The organism is Parajatrophihabitans canadensis (assembly GCF_053764775.1).
This window is the reverse complement of the sequence record NZ_CM132445.1, coordinates 3,688,138-3,711,776: the sequence shown is the minus strand read 5'-3', so window position 1 is coordinate 3,711,776 and position 23,639 is coordinate 3,688,138. Positions and strand designations below refer to the sequence as shown.

At 63.7% G+C, this 23,639-nt stretch carries 19 protein-coding genes; 6 read left to right on the top strand and 13 right to left on the bottom strand.

Annotated features, from left to right (window positions below):
* Positions 1-67 precede the first annotated feature (67 nt).
* Positions 68-1,228: an acyl-CoA dehydrogenase gene (locus ACSMXN_RS17850; protein ID WP_022913165.1), complete on the top strand. Its 1,161-nt coding sequence runs from the start codon at positions 68-70 to the stop codon at positions 1,226-1,228.
* Positions 1,229-1,269: 41 nt separating this feature from the next.
* Here the strand turns inward: ACSMXN_RS17850 and ligD are convergent, their stop codons facing one another.
* The 5 genes from ligD to ACSMXN_RS17825 form a co-directional block, all read right to left on the bottom strand.
* Positions 1,270-2,211: a non-homologous end-joining DNA ligase gene (gene ligD, locus ACSMXN_RS17845; RefSeq protein ID WP_081649101.1), complete on the bottom strand. Its 942-nt coding sequence runs from the start codon at positions 2,209-2,211 to the stop codon at positions 1,270-1,272.
* Between the two features lie 50 nt (positions 2,212-2,261).
* Positions 2,262-3,659: an SIR2 family protein gene (locus tag ACSMXN_RS17840; RefSeq protein WP_022913163.1), complete on the bottom strand. Its 1,398-nt coding sequence runs from the start codon at positions 3,657-3,659 to the stop codon at positions 2,262-2,264.
* A 61-nt stretch (positions 3,660-3,720) separates the two neighbouring features.
* A complete protein-coding gene (locus ACSMXN_RS17835; protein ID WP_022913162.1) occupies positions 3,721-4,479 on the bottom strand; it encodes an ATP-binding protein in 759 nt (252 codons plus the stop codon).
* Positions 4,480-4,618: 139 nt separating this feature from the next.
* Entirely contained in the window at positions 4,619-7,393 is a 2,775-nt protein-coding gene (locus tag ACSMXN_RS17830) for a helix-turn-helix transcriptional regulator (protein ID WP_022913161.1), read from the bottom strand.
* 427 nt (positions 7,394-7,820) lie between these two features.
* Positions 7,821-8,654, bottom strand: a complete 834-nt coding sequence (locus tag ACSMXN_RS17825; RefSeq protein WP_022913160.1) for an SDR family NAD(P)-dependent oxidoreductase — start codon at positions 8,652-8,654, stop codon at positions 7,821-7,823.
* Positions 8,655-8,814: 160 nt separating this feature from the next.
* Here ACSMXN_RS17825 and ACSMXN_RS17820 point away from each other — a divergent pair, with 160 nt between their 5' ends.
* The 3 genes from ACSMXN_RS17820 to ACSMXN_RS17810 are packed head-to-tail and all read left to right on the top strand — an operon-like array spanning position 8,815 to position 12,630.
* Entirely contained in the window at positions 8,815-9,420 is a 606-nt protein-coding gene (locus tag ACSMXN_RS17820) for a (2Fe-2S)-binding protein (protein ID WP_081649100.1), read from the top strand.
* Positions 9,407-10,396, top strand: coding sequence for an FAD binding domain-containing protein (locus tag ACSMXN_RS17815; RefSeq protein WP_022913158.1), 990 nt, complete (start codon positions 9,407-9,409; stop codon positions 10,394-10,396). Before ACSMXN_RS17820 ends, ACSMXN_RS17815 begins: the two co-directional genes overlap by 14 nt.
* Complete coding sequence (locus tag ACSMXN_RS17810) at positions 10,393-12,630, top strand: xanthine dehydrogenase family protein molybdopterin-binding subunit (protein WP_022913157.1); 2,238 nt, start codon at positions 10,393-10,395, stop codon at positions 12,628-12,630. The genes ACSMXN_RS17815 and ACSMXN_RS17810 overlap by 4 nt, the downstream gene beginning before the upstream one ends.
* On the opposite strand, the gene ACSMXN_RS17805 is transcribed toward ACSMXN_RS17810, so the two are convergent.
* Entirely contained in the window at positions 12,614-13,201 is a 588-nt protein-coding gene (locus ACSMXN_RS17805; protein ID WP_022913156.1) for an STAS domain-containing protein, read from the bottom strand. The genes ACSMXN_RS17810 and ACSMXN_RS17805 overlap by 17 nt on opposite strands.
* Before the next feature lie 86 nt (positions 13,202-13,287).
* Positions 13,288-13,815: a hypothetical protein gene (locus ACSMXN_RS17800; protein WP_027139400.1), complete on the bottom strand. Its 528-nt coding sequence runs from the start codon at positions 13,813-13,815 to the stop codon at positions 13,288-13,290.
* 247 nt (positions 13,816-14,062) lie between these two features.
* Here ACSMXN_RS17800 and ACSMXN_RS17795 point away from each other — a divergent pair, with 247 nt between their 5' ends.
* Positions 14,063-15,820 (top strand): MFS transporter, encoded by a 1,758-nt coding sequence (locus ACSMXN_RS17795; protein ID WP_022913154.1) that lies wholly within the window; start codon positions 14,063-14,065, stop codon positions 15,818-15,820.
* A gap of 31 nt (positions 15,821-15,851) precedes the next feature.
* On the opposite strand, the gene ACSMXN_RS17790 is transcribed toward ACSMXN_RS17795, so the two are convergent.
* From ACSMXN_RS17790 to pdhA, 3 genes are all read right to left on the bottom strand, one after another.
* Entirely contained in the window at positions 15,852-17,174 is a 1,323-nt protein-coding gene (locus ACSMXN_RS17790; protein ID WP_027139399.1) for a dihydrolipoamide acetyltransferase family protein, read from the bottom strand.
* Entirely contained in the window at positions 17,174-18,163 is a 990-nt protein-coding gene (locus ACSMXN_RS17785) for an alpha-ketoacid dehydrogenase subunit beta (RefSeq protein ID WP_027139398.1), read from the bottom strand. Before ACSMXN_RS17785 ends, ACSMXN_RS17790 begins: the two co-directional genes overlap by 1 nt.
* 83 nt (positions 18,164-18,246) lie before the next feature.
* On the bottom strand, positions 18,247-19,359 hold the full coding sequence (gene pdhA / locus ACSMXN_RS17780) for a pyruvate dehydrogenase (acetyl-transferring) E1 component subunit alpha (RefSeq protein WP_027139397.1): 1,113 nt from the start codon (positions 19,357-19,359) through the stop codon (positions 18,247-18,249).
* A gap of 141 nt (positions 19,360-19,500) precedes the next feature.
* Between pdhA and ACSMXN_RS17775 the strand changes: the two genes are divergently transcribed.
* The gene (locus tag ACSMXN_RS17775; RefSeq protein ID WP_022913150.1) at positions 19,501-19,983 is read left to right on the top strand and encodes an Lrp/AsnC family transcriptional regulator; all 483 of its coding nucleotides are present in this window, start codon (positions 19,501-19,503) and stop codon (positions 19,981-19,983) included.
* Positions 19,984-20,046: 63 nt separating this feature from the next.
* Here ACSMXN_RS17775 and ACSMXN_RS17770 read toward each other — a convergent pair whose 3' ends face one another.
* The 3 genes from ACSMXN_RS17770 to ACSMXN_RS17760 all read right to left on the bottom strand — a co-directional run bounded on the left by ACSMXN_RS17770 (position 20,047) and on the right by ACSMXN_RS17760 (position 23,620).
* Positions 20,047-20,949, bottom strand: coding sequence for a hypothetical protein (locus ACSMXN_RS17770; RefSeq protein WP_155958353.1), 903 nt, complete (start codon positions 20,947-20,949; stop codon positions 20,047-20,049).
* Between the two features lie 186 nt (positions 20,950-21,135).
* Complete coding sequence (locus ACSMXN_RS17765; RefSeq protein WP_455407611.1) at positions 21,136-21,861, bottom strand: DsbA family oxidoreductase; 726 nt, start codon at positions 21,859-21,861, stop codon at positions 21,136-21,138.
* Positions 21,862-21,937: 76 nt separating this feature from the next.
* The gene (locus ACSMXN_RS17760) at positions 21,938-23,620 is read right to left on the bottom strand and encodes a Na+/H+ antiporter (RefSeq protein ID WP_022913147.1); all 1,683 of its coding nucleotides are present in this window, start codon (positions 23,618-23,620) and stop codon (positions 21,938-21,940) included.
* Positions 23,621-23,639: the final 19 nt, after the last annotated feature.

The window sequence follows — 23,639 nt, the reverse complement described above, 5'->3', positions numbered from 1 at the left end:
CGCGCTCACTGAGCTGGCTCAGGCGCCGAGTTGCACTTCGGCATGCTGCTGAGGAAGCCTTGTCGTCATGGCCCCGAATCGCGACTTTTCGCTCTACGAGCTTCCAGAGGAACACCAGATGCTGCGCGCGGCTGTTCGAGAGCTTGCCGATGACAAGATCGCTCCTCGGGCGGCCGAGATCGATGAGTCAGCAGAGTTTCCGTACGACGTGCTGGAGGCTTTGACCACTGCCGGCTACCACGCCACCCACATTCCTGAGGAATACGACGGACTGGGGGCAGACTCGATCGCAACCGCAATCGTGATCGAGGAGATTGCCCGGGCCTGTGCGTCTTCATCGCTGATCCCCGCGGTCAACAAGCTGGGAACACTGCCGATCATCCTGGCTGGTTCGGAGGACCTCAAGAAGCAGGTCCTGCCCCCCGTTGCGCACGGTGAGGCGATGTTCTCCTACGCGCTGTCCGAGCGGGAGGCCGGCTCAGACGCAGCGTCGATGCGCACCCGCGCGGTGTTGAGCGGCGAGAACTGGGTGCTCAACGGAACCAAGTGCTGGATCAGCAATGCAGGCGTTTCGTCGTATTACACGGTGATGGCGGTGACGGAGCCGGGCGCCGGCGCGCGGGGGATCTCTGCCTTCGTCGTTCACAAGGACGATCCCGGGTTCTCGGTCGGCACGAAAGAGCGCAAGCTCGGAATCAAGGGTTCGCCGACGTGCGAGATCTATTTCGAGGACTGCACCATTCCGGCTGATCGGATCATCGGCGAGCCGGGCACCGGCTTCAAGACCGCTTTGCAGACCCTTGACCACACCCGGTTGACGATCGGGGCGCAGGCGGTTGGCCTGGCTCAGGGGGCGATCGATGCTGCGATTGCCTACATGAAGCAACGCCGCCAGTTCGGCCAGGCGATTGCTGACTTCCAAGGACTTCAGTTCATGCTGGCTGACATGGTCATGCAGACCGAGGCAGCGCGGCAGTTGATCTACGCGGCGGCCGCAAAGGCCGAGCGCGGCGAACCCGGTCTGACCTGGATGTCGGCATCAGCCAAGGCCTTCGCCTCCGACGTTGCCATGAAGGTCACCACCGACGCGGTGCAACTCTTCGGCGGTGCCGGCTACACCCGCGATTTTCCGGTTGAGCGGATGATGCGCGACGCCAAGATCACCCAGATCTACGAAGGAACGAACCAGATCAACCGGATGGTGATCGCCCGCCAGATCTTGAAGTAACGCTAGTTCGTGCGTCACGACAGACGTAGCGACGGATCTAGCTACTGACGCAGCGACTGATCAGGGCGCTCGCGTACAACATCCGCCGCATTCTTGTCGGTGCGCAACCCGGTGTAACGCGGATGCCGCAACAACCCGGCCCGGGTCCATTCGGTGAAGCCGATCTGTGCCACGAGCTGCGGTTGAACCCATCGGACGTCCCGTTCGCGTACCTGCCCTTTGGTGAAGGGCGATTTCTCCTGCTCGAGACGTTGCATCCGCGCGTGTAGGTCGTTGAGAACGGCGGTGTCGAAGCCGGTGCCGACCTTTCCGGCGTAGACGAAATCCGCGCCTTCGTGGTAACCGACCAGCAATGCGCCGAATCCGATTCGCGAGCCCTTCGGTGCGGTGTAGCCGCCGATGACCAATTCCTGGTCATGTACACACTTGAACTTCAACCAATCGCGGGAACGACCTGCTGTGTAAGGGGAATTCGCCCGCTTGGCGACTACGCCCTCGTCGCCTCGCGCGCACGCCTTGCGGAACTCCTCCTCGCCGGTGGTGTTGCGGTGTGCCGTGAAGCGTAAAGGGTCGGCGAAGTGCACGGCGCCGCGCAGCAACCTCTTACGCTCGCGCAGCGGCAATGCACGGAGGTCGTAACCGTCGAGATGCAAGACATCGAAAACGTAGTAGTACACGGCGATGCCCGTTGCCCGCTCGAGGCCGGAATCTGTCAGCCCCATCCTGCCCTGCAGGCGCTCGAAACTGGTCCGTCGACCCGCGAACGCCACTATCTCGCCGTCCAGCACGGCCGCGACATCACACTCCTTGGACACGGCCTCGGCAATCTCAGGAAAGGTGCGTTCGAGCGGCTGGTCGTTTCGCGAATGCAGTCGTACCTCACCGGACTCGCTGCGGAACGCCAGGCAGCGCTCGCCGTCCCACTTGCGCTCGAACAGCCACTCCGGATCGGAAAAACGCTCATCGGTCAGCGTGGCCAACATTGCGCTCGCTGTCGTGGGCAGCGCCTGTCGCGTGCGATTTTCGGTCGCCTTCACTCGTCCTCCCTTCTCGGCCGGCACATCGCTTGGTCGATCGCGGTCATGGCGGCCATGACGGCGACGTCTGGATCAGCGTCGGCCAGATTGCGCCACACGGTGGGATCGCAGGGGCGACCGCCGAGGTCCGCTGGTGTTCCTGAGCTTTCCCAGACAGCTAGCGCGGTTGCTCCGCTGGCTGCCAGCGGGATGACGCTCACCCCGCGATCGAGTGCCCATTGCACCTCTTCGCTGGTGCCGCTTCCGCCACTGATGACAAGTAGCGCGCGGCAGTGGTCGAGGACGCTGCCGACGAGTTCTTCGCGCTGCAGGTCGGTGAAGATCGCGGTGCCAACGTGAGCATCCGTCGGTTGCGCTTGTTCCTCGGGCTTCTTCCCGAAGTAGAGGCGGAACCGGTCCGGCGTGTAATGGTTGTGCGCTCGTAGGAGCTCGGCTAGCCGGCTGGTGATGCCCCACCCCGCTGGGCCGCCGACGCAAGCCAGCTGCCACGAGGCCGGACGAGTCGCGAGTGCTACCGCGAGCTTGTCACACCACGGTTGTAGGTCGGCCCTGTCGCCGCTTCCGCTGAGGAATAGGCGCTCTGGTCTGGTGCGAAGGGTGATTGCTTGCAGCAGCGGAGTGAGCTCGCTGAAGTCGCCGATCTCGCAGACATGCACACCGCTGTTCTCCAGATCGCGAACCCGCAGTTCATGGAGTTGGATCGCCGCGGGGTCGGTCGGACGACGAAGCACGGTGAGGTGACGGTCGGCGGCTGTCGTGCCGTAACGGCGCGCTAGGCGCAGGAGGACATCAATGTTGGGATCAGCAAAGCTGAAACCGAGGAAGAGCATGGTGCGGGTCAGGTACGAGGCTCGCAGAAGTGCCCACATTCGTGGGTGGGTGTCCTCATACTGCTCGAAGTCGCTGCGGGTGATCACCGGTGACGAAGTCCATCTGGGGGTGGCATCGAGGCTCAGGCTGCCATGCATCTTGATGATCGTCCGACGCCCGGTACCGATATCGAGGGCGTCGTTGTCCTGAGCGGCGACGCTGGCGTCTGGAGCTGCCGTTTCGAGCAGCGGATCAAAGTTGGTCGTCCAAATCTCGTCGATCGGGAGCTTCGCGATGAGGTGATGGCTCTCCGCCGGCGTTCGGTATGCCGACAATGCCTCACGCATGTGGTTCTCCAACGCCGGACGCCGACCGGGAGCGTTCTGCTCGTAGTATTCGGCGAGCAACGGCAGATCAGAGAACTCGCCCGGTACGCCGATCTCAGCGGCGAGCGGGACGAGCAGATCGTTCCAGGTCGGTAACCCGGCCGCTGTCGAGAGGCCGGCGCCCACGAACAGCGACGCGACGCCCGCATCAACAGCGCCGCCGAAGATGCCCACGAGCTCGTACGGGTCGACGCTCACCCGACCAGCGTGCCACGTACCGCGCGAATAGTTCAGCGCCGTTATGGATCTAAACCGATTGCTAGCAGCGCGAGGGCTGCGCCCGAGGCGCTGTGAAGCTGAACCGTGCGCCGCCTTCGGGAGCCGTGTCAACCCAGATGCGTTGTCCATGAGCCTCAACGAATGCCTTTGCGATCGCTAGGCCAACACCGGTGCCCGAACCACCATGTGTAAAGATCTCGAAGATCTTTGCGCGCTGATGCCTCGCCACGCCAGGGCCCGTGTCGCTCACTGAGAAGGTGACCAGGCCAGCACCCGCCTCGGCCCGGATCGCGATGGGAGCTTCCGGGGCGCCATGTTTGGCCGCGTTCTCGACGAGGTTGACAAGAACTCGGGTAATCAGTCCCACATCGACAACGATGAGTGGGAGTGCAGCCGGTAGGCAGACCCGTGATGCGCGATCGTGGGCCTGCGCAGTGAGGCCATCGAGTGCGCCGTCGACGAGCGCGGTGGGTGATACGACTGTGCATTGAGGCGACAACACCCCCGCTTGGATCCGACTCATGTCCAACAGATCCCCGATAAGCCTGGCGAGTCTGTCCGCCTCGAGGTCGATGAGGCTTGCGAGGCTGATTCGCGTATCGCTGTCGAGGTAAAGTTGATTGTCCGACAGCGTTGACGATGCGATCTTTATCCCGGCCAGCGGAGTTCGCAGATCGTGCGATACGGCAGCTATCAGCAAAAGCGCAGTCTGATCGACGGCGTCTGGTCTCGGTGCTTCGTCCTTGCTTGTGACCGCGCGTCCGCGAACTCGATGACTGACACGTGTTGAGGCGTTCATAGCAGGCCCCTTCTGGTCTGGCTGCCGTCTCTTCCGTGAGTCCCCATCAGCATCACTGACCCGGGGGTCAGGTCGCACCTGTGGGTACCCTGGTCGATCACCGGGTCAGCCCAGCTGTTCAGCCCAGCCGGTCAACTTGTCAGGTGTTGGCGGCTTGCTGGCCGAGTTCGGCGTGCACCTGCTGGAGCTCTTGGCGTGAGGCAATTCCCAGTTTGCTGAACACCTTTCCGAGGTGCCATTCGACCGTGCGCGGGCTCAGGAACAACCGCCCGCCGATCTCGGGATTGGACAGACCCTCGCGTGCGTACCGGGCAACCTGTATCTCCTGTGACGTGAGCTTGCCCGGGACCTGGACGCGCCTCCTGAGCACTTTCTCGCCCGTCGCACGAAGCTCCCGCGCTGCTCGATCACCGAAGCCTTCGATCCCCATATCGCTCAACATGTCCGCGGCCATCCGAAGCTGATTCCGCGCCTGGACACGACGTTGCTGGCGGCGCAGCCACTCTCCGTAGACGAGGTGAGCCCGGGCCAGCTCCGCCCGCAGCCGCGTTCGGTCGAGTCGGTCGATCGCCTCGTGATAATCATCTTCGGAATCGGTCAGCAACGCCCGGGAACGAGCCTCGATGCCCAGTGCCCAGTTGCTCTGCACGCTCTGGGTGCCAGTCGACAGTCGCTCGAAGGCCATCCATGCCTGCTCCACCGACCCGGTCCGTGCCGCGGCTTCGACGAGCTCAACGAGGCCCCAGTAACTGGAGCTGAGTTCGGCTGGAAAGGCGCTGGAAATCTCCGCTTCGACTCGTGCATCCTCGTAGCGGCCGAGGCCGTTGTACATGAGCGCCAGCGCCCAATGTGCGACCGTCAGGCCGTTGCCCTCACCTCGCCGTGTGACGTCGGCGATGCAGGTCGTAGCGATGGAGCGGGTCCGCTCCTCCAGGCCACGCCACGCCGAGGCGGCCAGTGCGCCGTACGGTGCCAGCGCGGTTCCGGTCGCCTCGACGGCTGTGGACGCCTCGTCCACGAGTCCGTCAGCGGTCGCCAGCTGGCCGGCGAACGAGAGCGCTGTGCTGCGGTGGTTGAGGCAGAAGGGCAGTTCGCTGAGCGCGCCGCTGTATCGCACGATGTCGACATAGCGTGCCGTGTCTTCGAGCCAGCCTTCGTCATCCCACAATTCGACGCTTGCCGTGCACGACAGTCGTAGCCAACGCATCTTCTCCTCGGGCGCCAGGTCAGGCCCGCGTACAGCCTCAATCGCCTTCTGCAAGATCGGGCGGGCGACCGCGTGACCTTCGGTGAACAACAGGGCGAGGCCTTCTAGCAACAAGTCCGCCGGACGAGCGGACGCCGGCGCTGGGAGTCCGCGGGCCGCGAGCGCGACCTCGACGACCCCGGGGCCGACTGCCAAGCGGCCGCAGAACAGGCCGGCTAACAGGGCGTCGAGGTAAGCCTCTCGGGCTGCTGTTGTATCGAGGCTCTCAAATCGCCGAGCGGCGTCCAGAAGTAGGGAGGTTGCTTCGTTGCCGCGGTTCGCCGCGAACGCGATGTGACCGCGGAGCAGGCGCGATCGAGCATGGAGCAGGTCGTCGTCGGGGCCGGCCTCGACGACCGCCAGAAGCGATGTTGCCCTGTCCAACGCGCCCGCTTGGAGCTTCATCTCTGCCGCGTCAATTGAACGGAGCCGACGTCGACGGGAATCGACGGACAGCTCAGCCGCCCATTCCAGGAAAGCGGCTGCTGCAGCCACCCCGCCGCGTGCTCGAGCGCGGCCCGCCGAACGCTCGAGTTCGGCCGCCACGTCCTCATCGGGTCCGTCCGCGGCGTGCGCCAGGTGCCACGCACGCCGGTCTGGGTCGATCTCGGCGTCGGTGGCGATGGCCAGGGCGCGATGCACCCGACGCCGCGCCTCGGGCAGCGCAGACTGGTAGACCGTTGAACGGATGAGTGGGTGGCGAAATCGCAGCCACGCTCCGACATCGATCAGCCCTTCGGCCTGGGCCGGTCGCAGCGCATCGGCGTCGATGCCGAGCGCATCGGCGGCACGAATCAGCAACCGAACATCGCCCACGGGCTCGGCAGCAGCCGCCAGGACCAACAGTTGCGAATCGTCTGGCAAGGACTGCAACCTGCGCAGATAGCTTCGTTCGATGGTGATGGACATCGGGTGGGCATCAGGGACCGCAAATCCACCAGCTAGCTCGGTTGACGTCAGGGTGCGCGGCAGCTCGAGCAACGCGAGTGGATTTCCACGTGCCTCGGCGATGATCCGTTGCCGCACCTGCTCATCCAGACGTCCGGGCATCGTCGAGGACAGAAGCTGTCGGGCGTCGTCATCGCTCAACGGCGACACCGACAAGGTCGGTAGATCCTCCAGGTCGTGTCGGTCGTCTGCACCTTCTCGCAGCGCGAGGACGACAACGATCGGTTCGGCAGCCAGCCGTCGAGCAGCGAACACGAGCGTGTCCACCGAGGCGTGGTCGAGCCATTGGGCGTCGTCGACCAAGCAAAGCAGTCGCTGTTCGTCAGCAGCATCGGCGAGCAGGGTCAGCACCGCCAACCCGGTTAGGAACCGATCAGGTGCTGGACCGTCGAGCCGCCCGAACGTCACTTCCAAGGCGTTGCGTTGCGGCGGAGGCAACCGCTCGAGACGGTCGAGCAGCGGCGCGCAAAGCTGGTGAAGGCCAGCGTACGGAAGCTCCATCTCCGACTGCACGCCGGCGACGCGCAGGATGCGAAACCCGGACGCCTGATCGCGGGCATAACGCAGTAAAGCAGTTTTGCCGCAGCCAGCTTCGCCCCTCAGTACGAGTACACCGCTGGTGCGATGGGTTCGGGCCTGGTCCAGACAGCTCAGCAATTCTGCACACTCGCGGTCACGACCAGATAGCCCTGAGCTTGCCGAGCCGGTGCCCGCATACATAGCGAAAGCTAACTCCACACATAGCTAACTGGCAATGGTCATAGCGTGATGCGTTGCCGATTACCCGCGTTGCGCTGCGCTTAGGGGCTGGCATCACGGGCCAACGCGATCGCCCAAACGGCCTCCGATTGCGATTTCAGCGGTGCCGTTTCTGGTTTAGGTTCAAGGGTGAATAAGAATTATTCGGCGGCGCAGCGGCCGTACCGTGCAGCCTCGGCTTGAGGTAAATTCGCGATCTATAGGCCGATGTTCGCGTTGCCGTTGCTGGTCTGTGGCCTGCCTGAGGTCGTCTTACCGTGCCATCCCACGGGCCAGAGAGATCTAAACGTCGGCATCGCATTTGTTTCCTCTCTGTACGGTAGGACACCGCATATGCAATGCTTTACAGCTAACATATGCGCCGCATTACCGATAAGTTGTCAACGATTCATGTGTCAATCGCTTTCACCAAGCCGTTCAGCCGGAGGGCCGTCAGCTCGTGCAATCGATTTTGCGCTTCGATGTCCAGGGCGATTGGGTTCGGCGCGGCCTGACGGGCCTCGTCGTAATACGAACCGTTGTCTGCTGTTCGGGAGGCCACTGCGACGATCCGATGTGCCGCCAGCCGTGCAGGCTCGCCACCGATTGAGAACATTGCGTGCAGGAGCCCGGTCGAGATGACGCCGGGGTGCATGCTCACGGCCTCGATGTCAGGCGCGGGTAGCTGTGCGGCCAGCCAGCAGGTGTAGGTAACGAGGGCGAGTTTGGACTGAGCGTAGGCGGTGGTCGGCGCGTACCCAACTGCAAGATCCAGATCGTCCCAGTGCAAAGTCGCAGACAGGTGCGTCGCCGATGAGATGTTGACGATCCGACCGCCGGCTTCGGTCTGTAGGTGTTCGCGAAGCAGTGCGGTGAGCGCGACGGGCGCCAGGTAATTGACCTGGAAGGTCAGCTCGTTGCCGTCTGAGCTCATTGCTCGGTCGGGAGCACCGGGGATCGCCGCGTTGTTGATCAGCACGTGCAACTCTTGCGTCTGCAACCGGACCTGCTCGGCCAGCCGGACGACATCCTCCAGCCGTCCATAGTCTGCTTGAAGGTAGACGACCCGGCCGCCGGGGCGTAGCCGCAGCTGCACCTCATTGACCAAGTTGTTGACCGCAGCCTCTGGTTCCGGGCCATGCAGCAGCAGTTCCCCAGCAGAGGGCGCCAGGGCCAGAGCAGTCTCGCGTCCGATACCGCTGGTTGCTCCGGTCAGAAAAATCGTCTTGCCGGTGAGATCCATCAGTCTGCCCCCTTACTCCACAGACTTCCACCGATGTACGCGGGAGACACGCACCGGCGACGGCGTCCCGGGGATGAACCGGGGTATGCCCAGGGGCGAACAGCCCACGCCTGAACGATGGTAGGTGTATCCGGTGGTCCGCCAGCTGAATCGAGGTCACATGACCACGCACGAAGTAGAGAACTCTCTGAAAACTCCGGCCCAATTGCCCCGTCTCGCCTCGACTCTCAGCACGATGATGGCCGTCAACGGCCAGGCCCGGACGGTGAGCGCGGACTCCCGGATGACGCTCCTTGATGCGCTACGAGACCGGTTGAGGCTAACCGGGACGAAGAAGGGCTGCGACCAAGGTGCCTGCGGAGCCTGCACCGTTTTGCTGGACGGCAAACGGGTGTTGTCCTGTTTGACCTTATTGGCGCAGTGCAACGAGCGCACGGTGGTGACCATCGAAGGACTCGCCGACGACGGTCGGCTCCACCCGCTCCAAGACGCATTCGTGCGACATGACGGATTTCAGTGCGGATACTGCACGTCCGGACAGATCATGTCAGCGTTGGCGCTGCTGGACGAGGGCCGCGCGCAGTCCGATGACGACATCCGCGAGTTCATGAGTGGAAATATCTGTCGCTGCGGTGCCTATCCGAACATCGTCGCGGCGATCCGTGACATCGCGGCGATCCGTGACGTTGCCGCGAACGAAGTTGCCCCGAACGAAATGGACTCGAACGAAATGGCCCCGAGCGGAGTTTCCGATGCGAGCATTTGAGTACCTCCCCGTCCGCGACGTCGACGACGCGATTGCCACGATGACGGCACTGCCAGGGGCCGCATACTTGGCCGGCGGCACGACGCAGCTCGATCTGATGAAGGACGGCGTGCTCGCACCTGATCAGCTTGTCGACATCAGCCGCCTGCCACTTCGTGGTGTTGTGCTGCGCACTCAGTCCATCCAGGTCGGCGCGCTCACGACGATGGAGGAATTCGCCACCGACCCCATAGTGACGGCCCGCTTCCCGATCCTGCGGGAGGCGTTACTACTCGGCGCCTCGACGCAACTCCGTAACATGGCCACCATCGGTGGCAACCTGCTGCAGCGGACGCGCTGTCGCTACTTTCGCGATCCAGCGGTGGCGGCGTGCAACAAGCGGATGCCGGGCTCGGGATGTGCGGCAGTGACCGGAGCCGCGCGCATGCACGCCATCGTCGGAGTCAGTGATCGATGTATCGCACTGCACGCCTCCGACGTCGCTGTCGCGCTGGTCGCGCTGGATGCAGTTGTTCATCTGCAGGGCCCAGCGTCGGCTCGGCGGGTTGCCTTGACCGAGTTCTACGTCGAGGCCGCCGAGGATCCTGAGATTGAAAATGTGCTCGGGCACGGCGAACTCATCACCGGCATCGAGATTCCTCTGCTGCCGCAGGGCACGAGGTCGGGGTACCTGAAGGTCCGAGACCGCGTCTCCTACGAATTCGCGCTCGCGTCTGCTGGTGTGGCACTGCACTCTGCCGAAGGCTTGATCCGCGAGGCGCGAGTGGGACTCGGCGGCGTGGGTTCCAAGCCATGGCGAGCTCGCGAGGCGGAACGAGTCCTGATCGGCGCACCCGCGACCGGGGAGACGTTCGAACGGGCAGCACGCGCCGAACTCACCGACGCGTGGACGGTGCCGGGTACCGAATTCAAGGTAGAACTTGGCCGACGGACTCTGCAGCGGGCGCTGCAGGTCGTCTCGGGGGTTGCGCCGTGACGAGATCGACTTCAAACACCGCGACGTCAAGCACCACCACTTCATTGCCTTTCATCGGTGCGCCGCTGAACCGGGTGGACGGGCCGCTCAAGGTCACCGGCCATGCTCAGTACCCTGCCGATTTCGACGCGGTGAATACTGCCCATGCTGCGCTGGTGCAGAGCACCGTCGCCGCGGGCCGGATCGTTGCGATTGACACCTCCGCGGCCGAGGCGGCGCCGGGTGTTGTCAGCGTGATCACGCATCTCAACGCGCCGCCTTTGGATCGGGGTCCGATGACCGGCCTGGGCGCTTCGCCACCGCCACCGCTGCAGGACGACCGGATTCTGCATCACGGGCAGCACATCGCCCTGGTCGTCGCCGACACCGCCGAGCAGGCCGTGTACGCCGCAGGGCTGGTCTCCACTCGCTACGAAGCAACCGAAGCCGTCCTGCGGATCGACGATCCGGGGGCGGCAGTGGTGATGAACCCGTGGAATCTGGACAGCGACCGCGGCGACGTCGATCGGGCATTCGCCGATGCGGATGTGACGGTCGAAGGCGACTTCAGCACGCCGGACAACACCAACAACCCGCTCGGGCTGTTCTGCACTTTCGCCGAGTGGGACGGGGACCGGCTGACCGTCCACGACTCGACCCAGTGGCCCTCGATGGAGCGTGACTCACTGGCCATGATCTTCGGCGTACCGGCGGAGAACGTGCGGGTACTTGCTCCTTTCGTCGGTGGCGGATTCGGTAACGGCCTGCGGGCTTGGCCACACGTGATCCTGACCGTACTGGCGGCGCGACTGATCGAGAGGCCGGTCAAGCTCGTCCTGACCCGACCGCAGATGTTCACGTCGCTGGGTCATCGGCCGGCGTCGGAGCAACGCATCCGGGTAGGTGCCAACGCAGCGGGCCATCTTGTTGCAGTCGAGCACAGTAGCGTGTCACCGGTCGCGATGGAGGACGACGACTACGAGCCAGTAGCTGCCGGATCGGCCGTGGCGTACGCCTGCCCGAACGTTGCGACGCGAGACCGCCAGGTGCGGCTGAACATCCCGTGTCCCACTTCGATGCGGGGCCCTGCTCATGCTCAAGGCAACTTCGCGCTGGAATGCGCGATGGACGAGCTCTCCTACGCCCTCGGCGTCGACCCCGTCGAACTACGGCTACGTAACTATGCCGCTGTCCATCCGCAGCTCGGGATGGCCTGGACGAGCAATGCGCTGCGTGAGTGTTACGAGGTAGGCGCCAGGCGATTCGGCTGGTCTGCTCGCAAGCCCGAACCACGCGCCACTCGGGACGGAAACTGGCTCGTCGGCTACGGCATGGCGGGCGTCGGTTATCCGTGGTACCAGGCGCCTTGCCAGGCGCGCGCGACGATAACGGCCGATGGGCGGGCCTACGTGAGCAGCGCGGCCACCGATATCGGCACCGGCACGTACACGGTGATGGCACAGTTGGCGGCGGAGGCTCTGGGGCTTCCCTTTGATCGTGTCCGCTTCGATCTCGGCGACTCCAGCTTGCCCGAGTCCCCGCAGGCTGGCGGATCCGGCCTCACGAGCGCCCTCGGATCTGCCGTTTATGACGCCTGCAACCGCCTGGTGGCGGCCTTCGCCGACCTGGTGCGCGCTGACCCAGAGTCGCCCCTGCGAGGCGCGAAACCGCCCGGCGTCGCGGTCGATGCCGGCCATCTCTACCGGATCAATGACCCCTCGCGGCGCGAGGCCTATACCGACGTGCTCGCGCGACACCGGCTGTACGAACTGGCGGCCGACGGAGCAAGCGTGCCGGCCACGACCCAGGGTCTCAGCCTGGCGCCGGCGGGAGCGTTCGGCGCGAAGTTCGTCGAGGTGAGAGTCGACGCCGAGCTTGGGCTCGTCCGCGTGAACCGCGTCGTGTCGGTGATAGACGGCGGACGCATTCTGAATGAGAAAACGGCCGCTAGCCAGATCATCGGCGGAACCGTCGGCGGAATCGGAATGGCGTTGTTCGAGGAGACCATCACCGACGCCGTCTCCGGGCGGATCGCCAATGCGACCTTCGGTGACTATCTCGTCGCTGTGAACGCCGATATCCCCGAGCTCGATGTCGTCTTCGTCGGCGAACCCGATCGAGGCAACCCGATCGGGACGAAAGGGGTGGGCGAGGTCGGCCTGGTCGGAGTCGCGGCCGCAGTCGCCAACGCGGTTTACCACGCAACCGGAAAGCGCATCCGGTCGCTCCCGATCACCATCAACGACCTGTTGTGAAATCCGTCTGACCGCCAGGAGTGGTCGACGTCCCGGACTCGCACGATAACAACGCTTCCCTCAAACGGCCTACGTCCAGACTCGAGATCAACTCAACCGGGACGTTTGCGATCACAAAATCGCTGCCTCGGGTCCGGGCGCGGAGATCGACTCGCGCCAGCAGGGCGCCGAGCCGACCGTCATACGATCCGACATCGCCGAGATCCAGCACGATGCACCGCACGCCGCTTCCGAGGAGGTTGTGCAGGTGCTGTCGAAGGAGCGCGAGAGCTGCGCCATCCAATGCACCCGCTACGACCAGTGCCGCGTAGTCGCTGCCGGCTACCACGCAGGCCAGACTGAAATCGGTACGAACTGTTCCCGAGCTGCCTTGGCTCAACCCTGGCACGTCGGGTCGCGTCACTGACGCCCAGATCGCGGAATCGCGTAGCGAGGAGAGTTGCTCGTGGAGGGGACGGGCGCAGTGTCCGACGTTATGCCAGTGCACCGTTGGCGCTGTGTGCGGCGCCGCTGGGTCGAATGCCGCTGGGTCGAATGCCGCAGGGTCGGATGTCGAATATTCGGCGGTCATACCAGGCGTCCCCTCAGTGCGTTCGATCCCACTTCCCGTCACGGCGGACGGGCGAGCCTCAGGCGGCCAGGCAGAGGGCAAACCCGCTAGTAGCCGTTGCCGGTGGACGTGGCGGCACCTGAGTTCGAACCGGAAACGGGCGCGCCCGCCGGGGACACGACGGTCCACACCCCGCCGTTGAGGTTGACTCCCTGACCCTTTGTCTGACCGGGCGCCGAATCACCCGCGAAGGTGTACACGGGATGTGTCGCTACGGTGAGCTGCTTGCTGCCGTCCGAACGCGTGATCGAGCCGAGCATGCCGGTCACACCGGCGACAGACGTCGGCAGCGGTGTGGGCGCCGCGACCGGAGGCCAGTCCGCTGCACAGGCTGCGTTGCAGTTCGAGGTGTTGGCCGTGTCGTTGGCGAACACGTAGACGGTGCGGTTCGAGCCGTCGACGAGGATCGTGCCGAGAGAGCTTGACTGGGCGCTGACCACGCCGCCGGTAGTCGCGGCGGCAGGCGCGGATGTGGTCGAACTACTGGAGTCGCCAGAGCTGCTGCAGGCGGCGCCCATCGCGAGGCTTGCCGCGGCGAGTGAGACCAGCCCTATGTTGCGTGTCTTGAGCATCATCGGTTTCTCCTTGTCACGTTGGTAGATCCACCATCGCACCGAAGTCCGCTGGTCGCCCCCGAGTGCACCCGTGGGCTGTCCCGGGTCTGCAGGACCGGTGCACCAGGGCCCAAACCCCCGAATCGTGTAACTCTCGGCATCAATGTGATGCCGGTTGTCACACGATTCGGGAATTTGGACGGAGTAACGTTAGTTAAGCGAACGAAGAAGATCCGCCAGCGCGGTACGCGAGTCAGGAGTTGCATACGTGAGTGGGCAGTCCACCCAACCGGAAGCTCGGACGAGGGTCTCTCGGTTCACTGTTGATCAAGATCATCCCAATTACAAATGGGTAGCACTGTCGAACACGACGCTCGGCGTGCTGATGGCGACGATCAACTCCTCGATCGTCATCATCTCGTTGCCGGACATCTTCCGGGGGATCAAGCTCGACCCATTGCAGCCCGGCAACGTCAGCTACCTGCTCTGGATCCTCATGGGTTTCCTGCTCGTGACGGCGGTTTTCGTGGTGACGCTCGGGCGTCTCGGCGACATCTACGGCCGGGTGAAGATCTACAACCTTGGCTTCGTCGTTTTCACGCTCGCGTCGATAGCCCTGGCCTTCGATCCGGCGACGGGCGGTGCCGGGGCGATGTGGCTGATCATCTGGCGAGTCGTCCAAGGCATCGGTGCGGCGATGTTGTTCGCAAACTCGACGGCGATCCTGACCGATGCGTTCCCGTCCAACCGCCGCGGATTCGCCCTCGGCATCAACCAGGTGGCTGCTATTGCGGGCTCGTTCATCGGCCTTATCGTCGGTGGCCTGCTGGCCCCGGTGAACTGGCGCCTGGTCTTTTTCATCTCCGTTCCATTCGGGATCATCGGCACCATCTGGTCCTATCGAAGCCTCCGCGAGACCAGCGCTCGCACACCTGCGCGCATCGACTGGTGGGGCAACATCCTCTTTGCTGTCGGCCTCACCGCGATACTCGCGGCAATCACGTACGGCATTCAACCGTACGGCGGCAACAACATGGGCTGGACGAACCCCTGGGTGCTTGCCGGCCTGATCGGCGGGGCAGTGCTGTTGGCCATCTTCTGCCTCGTCGAGGCACGGATCGCCGAACCGATGTTCGACTTGGCATTGTTCAAGATCAAGGCGTTCACGGCCGGTAACATCGCCGGCCTGCTGGCGTCCGTCAGCCGCGGTGGCCTGCAGTTCATGTTGATCATCTGGCTGCAAGGCATCTGGCTCCCGCTGCACGGCTACACGTTCGAAAAGACGCCGCTGTGGGCAGGTATCTACTTGCTGCCGCTGACCGTCTCGTTCCTCATCGCGGGGCCGCTGTCTGGCTTCTATTCCGACCGATTCGGCGCCCGCACCTTCGCCACCGGCGGCCTCATCGTCGTAGCCCTCAGCTTTCTCGGCTTCCTGTTATTGCCGACGGACTTCAGCTACTGGGCGTTTGCGGGACTGTTGGTTTTGAACGGCATCGGTTCCGGCTTGTTCTCCTCGCCGAACACCACAGCGATCATGAACAGCGTGCCCGCGAATCGCCGTGGCGCCGCTGCGGGAATGCGTGGCACATTCTTCAACGCGGGAACTTCGCTCTCAATTGGCGTCTTCTTCACGATGATGATCATCGGGCTGTCCTCCACCCTGCCGCAGGCGCTGACTTCGGGCCTGCAAGCACACGGAGTATCGCCGGACGCGGCAGCCAGCATCGGTAACCAACCGCCAGTCGGCAGCTTGTTTGCGGCCTTCCTCGGTTACAACCCGATCGGGACCTTGCTCGGGGCGCAGCCGGCGTCCGCGACGCAGGGCGCGGACTTGAACAGCCTCACCAGCAAGGAGTTCTTTCCCCAGCTGATCTCCGCTCCCTTCCATCACGGCTTGGTAATCGTCTTCAGCGTGGCGATAATTATGTCGCTGATCGGCGCGGTTGCCTCACTGTTCCGCGGCTCGCGGTATGTCCACGTCGAGCCGGCGACAGCACCTGCAACTGATGCCAAGGTGAGCGTGTGATCAAGGAAACGTCTTTCCGAGCAGCGGATTACTAGACCTCGCCGAGGGCGATAATCGGCGATTCGACGCAATCAGCGACGAAGCGCAAAAAGCCCCCGGCCGTTGCGCCATCACAGACGCGGTGATCGAAGGTCAAGGTCAACTGGGTCACCTTCCGGACGGCCAGCGTGCCTGCAACCACCCATGGGCGATCGATGATCCTTCCTAGGCCAAGAATCGCAACCTCGGGGTAGTTGATGATGGCTGCTGAGCCGTCCACACCGAACACCCCGTAGTTGTTGACGGTGAAGGTGCCACCGGTGAGATCGGCGGGGCTCAGTGCCCCCGCGCGGCTTGCGGTCGTGTAGCGAGTAAGCGTGGTTGACAGTTCGCGGGTGGTCAAGAGGTGAGCGTCCTTGACGACCGGCACCATCAGGCCGCGATCGGTTTGTGCCGCGAAGCCTAGGTTGATGCCGGTCGGTAGCACGATCTCTGCGGGTCCGGAGTCGGAGCTCTCGACGCGCCCATTCAGCTCGGGGTACTTGCGCAGGCCGAGCATCGCGATCCGTGCGAACAATGCCAGCACGCTGACGGGCTCCTCTGGTCGCCTGGCATTCATGGCCGAGCGGGCAGCCAGCAACTCGGTCGCGTCGACGTCGACCCAGACAGTCGCCTCCGGAATTTCACGTCGCGATCGGCTGAGCTTGTCGGCAACAACTTTGCGAATGCCGTGGATCGGTATCCGCTGCTCGGCCGGCTGCTGACGAACTTGGGCCTGACCCAGGTCGCTCGGGTGCGGTGCCGAGCTCTTCGTTTGAGCGTCGGCGGATGCGCGGACCTGCTGCTCAAGCGCCCGATCGACATCGCGGCGAAGCACCAGCCCGTCCGCTCCCGTTCCGTGCACGGCGCGCAGGTCGAGGCCGCCATCTCGCGCGAGACGTCGGACCAGTGGCGAGATGACCGTGACGGGCGCTGAATGCGCTGTCGGTGCCGCCGCCGGTGCTGGCTCAGCGACACTGGGTTGGACCGCCCGGGGAGCCCTAGTGCTGCGAGGCGAACGCCTCCGGTGCCCGATCGTGTCCGCGCGAGTCCCGTAACCGATAAGGACGTTCCCACTGGACTCGGCGCCGGTTTCCACGTCTGCGGATGCCACGCTGATCAGCGAACTGCCCACCGCGAGGACGGAGCCGGCCTCGCCGTGCAGAGCAGAGACCACGCCGCTGAACGGTATCGGCACCTCGACGATCGCCTTCGCCGTCTCCACCTCGACGACGATCTGATCGATCTCTACCTCGTCGCCGACGTGTACGTGCCAGGCGACGATCTCGGCCTCTGTCAAGCCTTCGCCCAGGTCCGGTAAGCAGAAGTCTGGCATCAGGCCGGTCCGACCGCAGCGTTCGGGACGTCGTCCCATTGCAGCTTCTCGATAGCGTCCAGAATGCGGTCGACGCTTGGCAGATGAAGGTGTTCGAGTTTCGGTGGCGGGTAGGGGATATCGAACCCCGTAACGCGCAGGATCGGCGCCTGAAGATGGTGAAAGCACTGCTCGGTGAGCCGAGCGACAACCTCGGCGCCGTACCCACCGAAGCCTGACGCTTCGTGGATGACGATCGCCCTGCCGGTTTTGCGCACCGAGGCCGCGGTCGTCTCGTCGTCGAAGGGAGACAGACTGCGCAGATCAAGGACTTCGACATCCCAACCGTATTCCGCTGCCGCCTCGGCAGATTCGAGCGCGGTGGCTACGGTGCCGCCGTAGCTGATCAAGGTGACATCGGCACCGACGCGGCGCACGGCGGCCCGATCGAGCGGTAGACCGGGAGCAGCGAGATCAACAGACTCTTTTGTCCAGTAAAGGCGTTTCGGCTCGAGAAAAATGACCGGATCTGGACACGTGATCGACTCTCGCAACAGGCTGTACGCATCTGCAGGCGTCGCCGGTGTCACGACCCGAAGGCCAGGCGTGTGGGTGTAGTAGACCTCGGACGAGTCGCAGTGATGCTCTACGCCGCCGATGCCGCCGCCGTAGGGAATCCGCACCACGACGGGTAGTTCGATCAATCCGCGGGTACGGTTTGCCATCTTGGCGAGATGGCTGGTGATCTGCTCGAACGCCGGGTACGCGAAGGCGTCGAACTGCATTTCGACTATCGGACGCAGCCCGTTCATGGCCATACCGATCGCCGTACCGACGATCCCGGACTCTGCCAGCGGGGTATCGATAACTCGATGCTCGCCGAAGCGCGCCGCCAAGCCGTCGGTAACCCGAAAGACTCCACCGAGCGCGCCGACGTCCTCGCCGAAGATCAGCACTCTGTCATCGGCGGCGAGTGAGTCGGCAAGAGCTCGATTCAGCGCCGCAGCCATCGTGATCGGCTCGCGTTTGTCGCTGCTTGGTTCCACCGGTGCCGTACTACCGGAGGGTCTGGCTGGCCGATCCACCGTGCTGGTCATTTCTGCACCTGCTCGGCATCGCGCTGCTCCGAAAGTTCGCGGTCAAGCCTTATCTGCTGATTTCGTAATGACAAAGTGCGCGCGGAGTACACGTGGGCGAAGAGGGCATTCGGGTCGAGTGTGACGTCGGTGTTCATTCGGTCGCGCAACGCTGCCGCTGCCGCGCTCGCCTCCGCGTCGAGATGTTCGCGCCACGACACGTCGATCAGGTCTCGAGCTGTCAAGTACCTCTCCAATCGGCTGAGGGGATCGCGGGACAACCATGCCTGCACCTCGGCGTCGCTCCGGTAACGAGTGGAGTCGTCGGCGTTGGTGTGTGCCTCGATGCGGTAGGTCATCGCCTCGATCAAGGTCGGCCCGTGACCGTCGACTGCAGCGTTGATGGCCGCTTGAACGACCGAGTACACAGCTGCCGCGTCGTTGCCGTCGACGCGTACGGAGGAAATGCCGTAACCGATGCCCTTGTGGGCCAACGACGGTGCCGCTGTCTGCTTCGAGAGCGGAACGCTGATGGCATAACCGTTGTTCTGTACGAGAAACACGACCGGCGCCTTCCACACCGCGGCGAAGTTCAGCGCCTCGTGGGTATCACCTTCGCTGGTCGCGCCGTCCCCGAGAAGCACCAGGGCGACCGTGTCTTCGCCTTTGATCCTCGCGGCTTGGGCCACGCCGACCGCATGCAAGGTGTTTGTGGCCAACGGCGTGCACTGCGGGGCAACGCGATGTTCGTAGGGGTCATAGCCGCAGTGCCAGTCACCGCGCAGCAGCGTCAGAACCTCGACCGGGTCGAGTCCGCGGGTCACCAGCGCTACCGAATCGCGGTAGGTGGGAAACAGCCAGTCCTGACTACGTAGGGCAAGTACAGCCCCCACCTCACATGCTTCCTGACCTCGCGAAGACGGGTACACCGCGAGCCGCCCCTGTTTGGTCAGTGCGGTCGCCTGACTGTCGAAACGACGCCCGAGCACCATTCGTCGATACAGCTCCACAAGAGTCTGCTCGGACGGCCACGGCAAATCTCGGCATTGCGTCGGGGTGCCGTCCGCGTCGAGCAGCGCAAGCGGCTCGTCTGTTGGCAGCAGGCCTAGGTCGCCATAGCCCCGACTCACGTCGGGCTCGCTGGAAATCACCGCCGACAACCGCCCTTCTGACTCAAGATGTAGGGCTATCGTGCGCGTGCCGAGGCAAGTCATCTAGCAGTTTCGAGAATCATTGGACGAATGGCCTGTAAACCGCGCTATTGTCGGCAGATGGCCCGAGACTTGGACGACGGCAGCCCATCTCATAGACGTTTTATCGACCTCGATGCCGTAGATCGCCAGGTTGTACGAGCGCTTCAGGCGGACGGGCGGTTGTCGATGCGCGCCTTGGCCGAGCAGCTGCACATCTCGCGTGCGAGCGCCTATTCAAGGGTCGAACGATTGCAGCGAGAAGGCGTCATCACTGGATATACGGCAACCGTCGACCCCGAGAAGTACGGCTACGGTCTGGCGGCCTACGTCTACCTGAAGATCAGCCAGCACTCGTGGAAGTCGGTTCGTCATCAGATCCTGGACACGCCAGAGGTGGAACACGCTGCGCTGGTGTCGGGTGAGAACGATCTCGTACTACTAGTCCGTACACGGGACGCAGTCAGCCTGCGCGAGCTTGTGCTCGATCGACTTCAAGCCATGCCGGACGTCTTGTCGACCCAGAGTGTGCTGATCTTCGACGAGCTACCTCGGCGTGGGTGACGTCGTCGGGTTGACTGACAGAGGTCACTCAATACCGGCTCGGTCCCGCTCAACCTAGGCGGATCAGTAGTCGAACAAGCTCGTCCAGTTGAAGGTGTCCGGTGCCTGGCTGAGGCCGTTGGCGAAGGACAGCACCGCGGTCCCGGCCGAGCTCGCCCCGTCGGTGCCACGGCCGAACACCGACATTCGCAGCACGACCGTGAACCTGCTTGCCGGGAAGGGGGAAACTCTGCCACCGTCGAGGTGGACGCAATGGATGTCAGACTGTTGCGCGCTCGAGGTGGCAAGCGAGCAGCTCAGTTGCGGTGCGAAGAGCGTCTGCAGCAGCTTCCACTTGACTCCTGGCCCGGGTAGCCCAACATCGAGGGCCAGCACCGTCTCTCCGGGCACGATCGTCGTCGTGACCGCGATGTCTCCGTAACCGGTGGCGTCGCCGAAGAAATTTCCTCGAGTATCCAGATTTCGGACCTCGGCTCTGCTCATCGGGTCTGTCCGCCCGTCAACGACCGGGAACGTGTCGCTGTTGGAAGGGAATTCTTCGCCGTAGATGTCGGTCTTGTTGACCACGGTAATGCCGGTCAGGCCAACGATGCTGCCGATTCGTCGCACGGGCAGCGCCAGCTGATAGCTACCGGTCGGTAGGAAGAAGTTCCCGTTTTCCCAGTCTGCGGTGTTCGCACCGCACAGGTAATGCAGGTCGGCGCCCGGAACACCTTTGCAGTGGATGCCCAGCGTCGGAACAGCGATGTCGGCGCTCGCGGTCCACGATCCACCCGCGGCTGGGATCACGATCTCGAACCCGATGACCTCGTCCGTCCCGATTTGCGCCTGGACCTGCACCTGGCCGGCTCCGCCGATCAACGGCAGACGGCTCACGACGACCGACGTCTTGGGGTCGATCGATGTCTGGTCTGCCGACGCGGGCTGTGCAAGCAGCAAAGCCGTGAACACGCTGGCGGCGGTCACGACTGCAATGGTTAACGCCCGTAGCTGAACCGGACTCGGGCGGTCGCGCAAGCGGGGACGGGGGAGGGCAATGCGCATCGCGACGCCTCGATTTCGCCAAGCCGAATTATCGACTACTCAGAGTGATAATCGGACACTAACGATCACTAAGAGTGATAGCAAGATTTTGCGACGAGAAGCTCGCGATCAAACGGCGCAACCATCTGGACCGCAGGCACCCTCGTCGTTTGAACCCGCGTCCACCATGCTGAGCGGCTGGCTTTCGGCCATGGCCTGCTGGAGGGCACTGAGGAAAAGCTCCGCCGATTGCGCGCCCGAGACTCCATACCTTCGATCAATCACGAAAAACGGAACTCCGCTGACGCCGAGGGCTGCAGCCTCGGACTCATCGTCACGCACGGCCTGGGCATAGCGTTGGTCGGCCAAGCTGGCCGTGATCTCGGCGGGATCCAGACCGGCCTCGGCGCCGAGCTGGGCCAGCACCTCGCGGTCGGCCACAGCGGCGCCGTCGGTGAAGTACGCCTTCATCAAGCGTTCCTCCACCGCGTGCTGAACACCCCGGACTCGGCCGAGCTGGATCACCTGATGGGCGTCGAAGGTGTTCGCGGGAATCGCCTTCTCGAAGTTGAAATCCAGGCCTTCGACGGCAGCGGTGGTCGCAACCGAGTCCAACATCTGCTGCGCCTCAGTGTGCGAACGGCCATATTTCGCGGCCAATCGTCCAACGTAATCGATCTTCTCGCCCTTACCCGCGGATTCCGCCGACGGGTCGAGTTCGAAGCTCTTCCACTCGATGTCGATCTGATCGGCCTGACTGAACCGGCTCAGCGCCTGTTCGAAACGCCGTTTACCGATATAGCACCAGGGACACACGACGTCAGACCAGATCTCGACCTTCATACCATTCCTCATGATTCTGTCGTTTCAGCAACTGTAGTTGAACGCTGCACTACTCGGCGTCCATTCCCAGGCCGCCGAGAATGATCGGTCAGGCGATCTCGCGCTGCGGGGAGGTCGGCAGGCTGTACAGATCCAGCCGGCGCACCAGCGAATCGACCATCTCCGGTTCGACGCCTCGCTCCGACCTGGCAACTAGCAACTCCTCTCGAGCCGCGATGAGCATCCGTTCGAGGCCTTGAATGAATTGGATGCGGTCCCGTTTCAGATCCTTGTCAAGGCCGTGCTGCGCATCGCCGGCGAGCTGTGGACGAAGTCGCGACAGCAGATCGGTCGGGAAGGCGTTGAGTCTGTCCCACACATCGACGGGCAAGCTGGAGTCGAGCTCGTCTTGAAGGTGGTTGAGCGCCTCTGCCGCTGCGTGCGCTGCGCGTTCGATGAGGGCTGCCTCCTCGTCGTCGCGGTCGTTGTCCACGGCTCGGACCTTGAGCAGTTTCACCAGGCTCGGCAAGGTGACTCCCTGAACGACCAGGGTAACCAGCACGACCGCGAACGCGATGAACAGAATCCGGTCGCGAGCGGGAAACTCAGCACCTGAATCCACGGTGGTCGGTATGGCCAGCGCCAGCGCAACCGTTGCAACGCCGCGCATTCCGGCCCACCACACCACGACGGTCTCGCGCCAGCCGATCGGCACGTCACTATCGCGTTGGCGTTGCAACCGTCTGGACTCGGTCTGGCCGCTCAAAGCATCCTCCAGTGCGCGGCTCTGCAACCGTTCGTAGAAGCGCTTGGCGAGCAGGACGGAAGGCAGGAGGTACAACAACCGGACGACCACCACTACGCCGACCACCGCGGCCGTTTCGGCCACCAACTGGGTCCATGGCACGTCAAGCGCTTCGAAAGCCGTTTGAAACTCCAATCCCACCAGGCCGAAAGCGATACCGGTCACCAGAGTCTCGGTCATCGACCAGAACACATCTGTCGTCAAGCGTCCCTGTGCATCGCCGGCATCGATCGGGCGCGACACCGAATACAACGTGTAGACCAGAACCGCCAGTACTCCCGAGCCGTGAATCTCCTCGGCGGCGACGTAGGCCGCGCTCGGCGCGAGAATCGAGATGAGCACCTGCGGCCGCGGATCGGCACTGCCGAGCAACGAGATCAGTTTCGTGACTCCCCAACCGAAACCGAAACCGATTGCGAGCGCCAGAACAGTAGCCAGTATCAGCTTTAGCGCCGCGTCGGAGGGGGAGAAGCTGCCGCCGACGACCGCTGCGATCGCCACCTGATACAGCACCAACGCGCCGACGTCGTTGAACAACCCCTCGCCTTCGAGCATCGAAACCAAGCGGCGCGGTAAGTGCAGTTTGCTGGCAATCGCGGCCGCGGCGACCGGATCTGGTGGCGATACGAGCGCGCCGAGCGCCACGGCGCCGCCAATCGAAATTCCCGGCACGACCTTCGCGGCCACGAACGCGACCGCCGCGGTCGTCACGACAACCAGCGCAACCGCCAGCAGCAAGATTGGTCGGGCATTGGAAGCCCATTGGCGCCACGAGGTTCTTCTAGCTGTGGCGTAGAGCAATGGCGGTAGCACGATCGGCAGGATCAAGTCTGGTTCGACGTGGACCTGGGGTACCTGGGGTATCGCGGCCAGCACGATGCCGAAGACGGTGACCAGCACCGGCCAGGGCAAATTGATCCGATTGGAAACCGGAATGAGGATGGCCGTTGCCAGAATCACCGCGGCCACGAGGCCGAGCTGTTCCATACACCACCTCCGGCTGGCT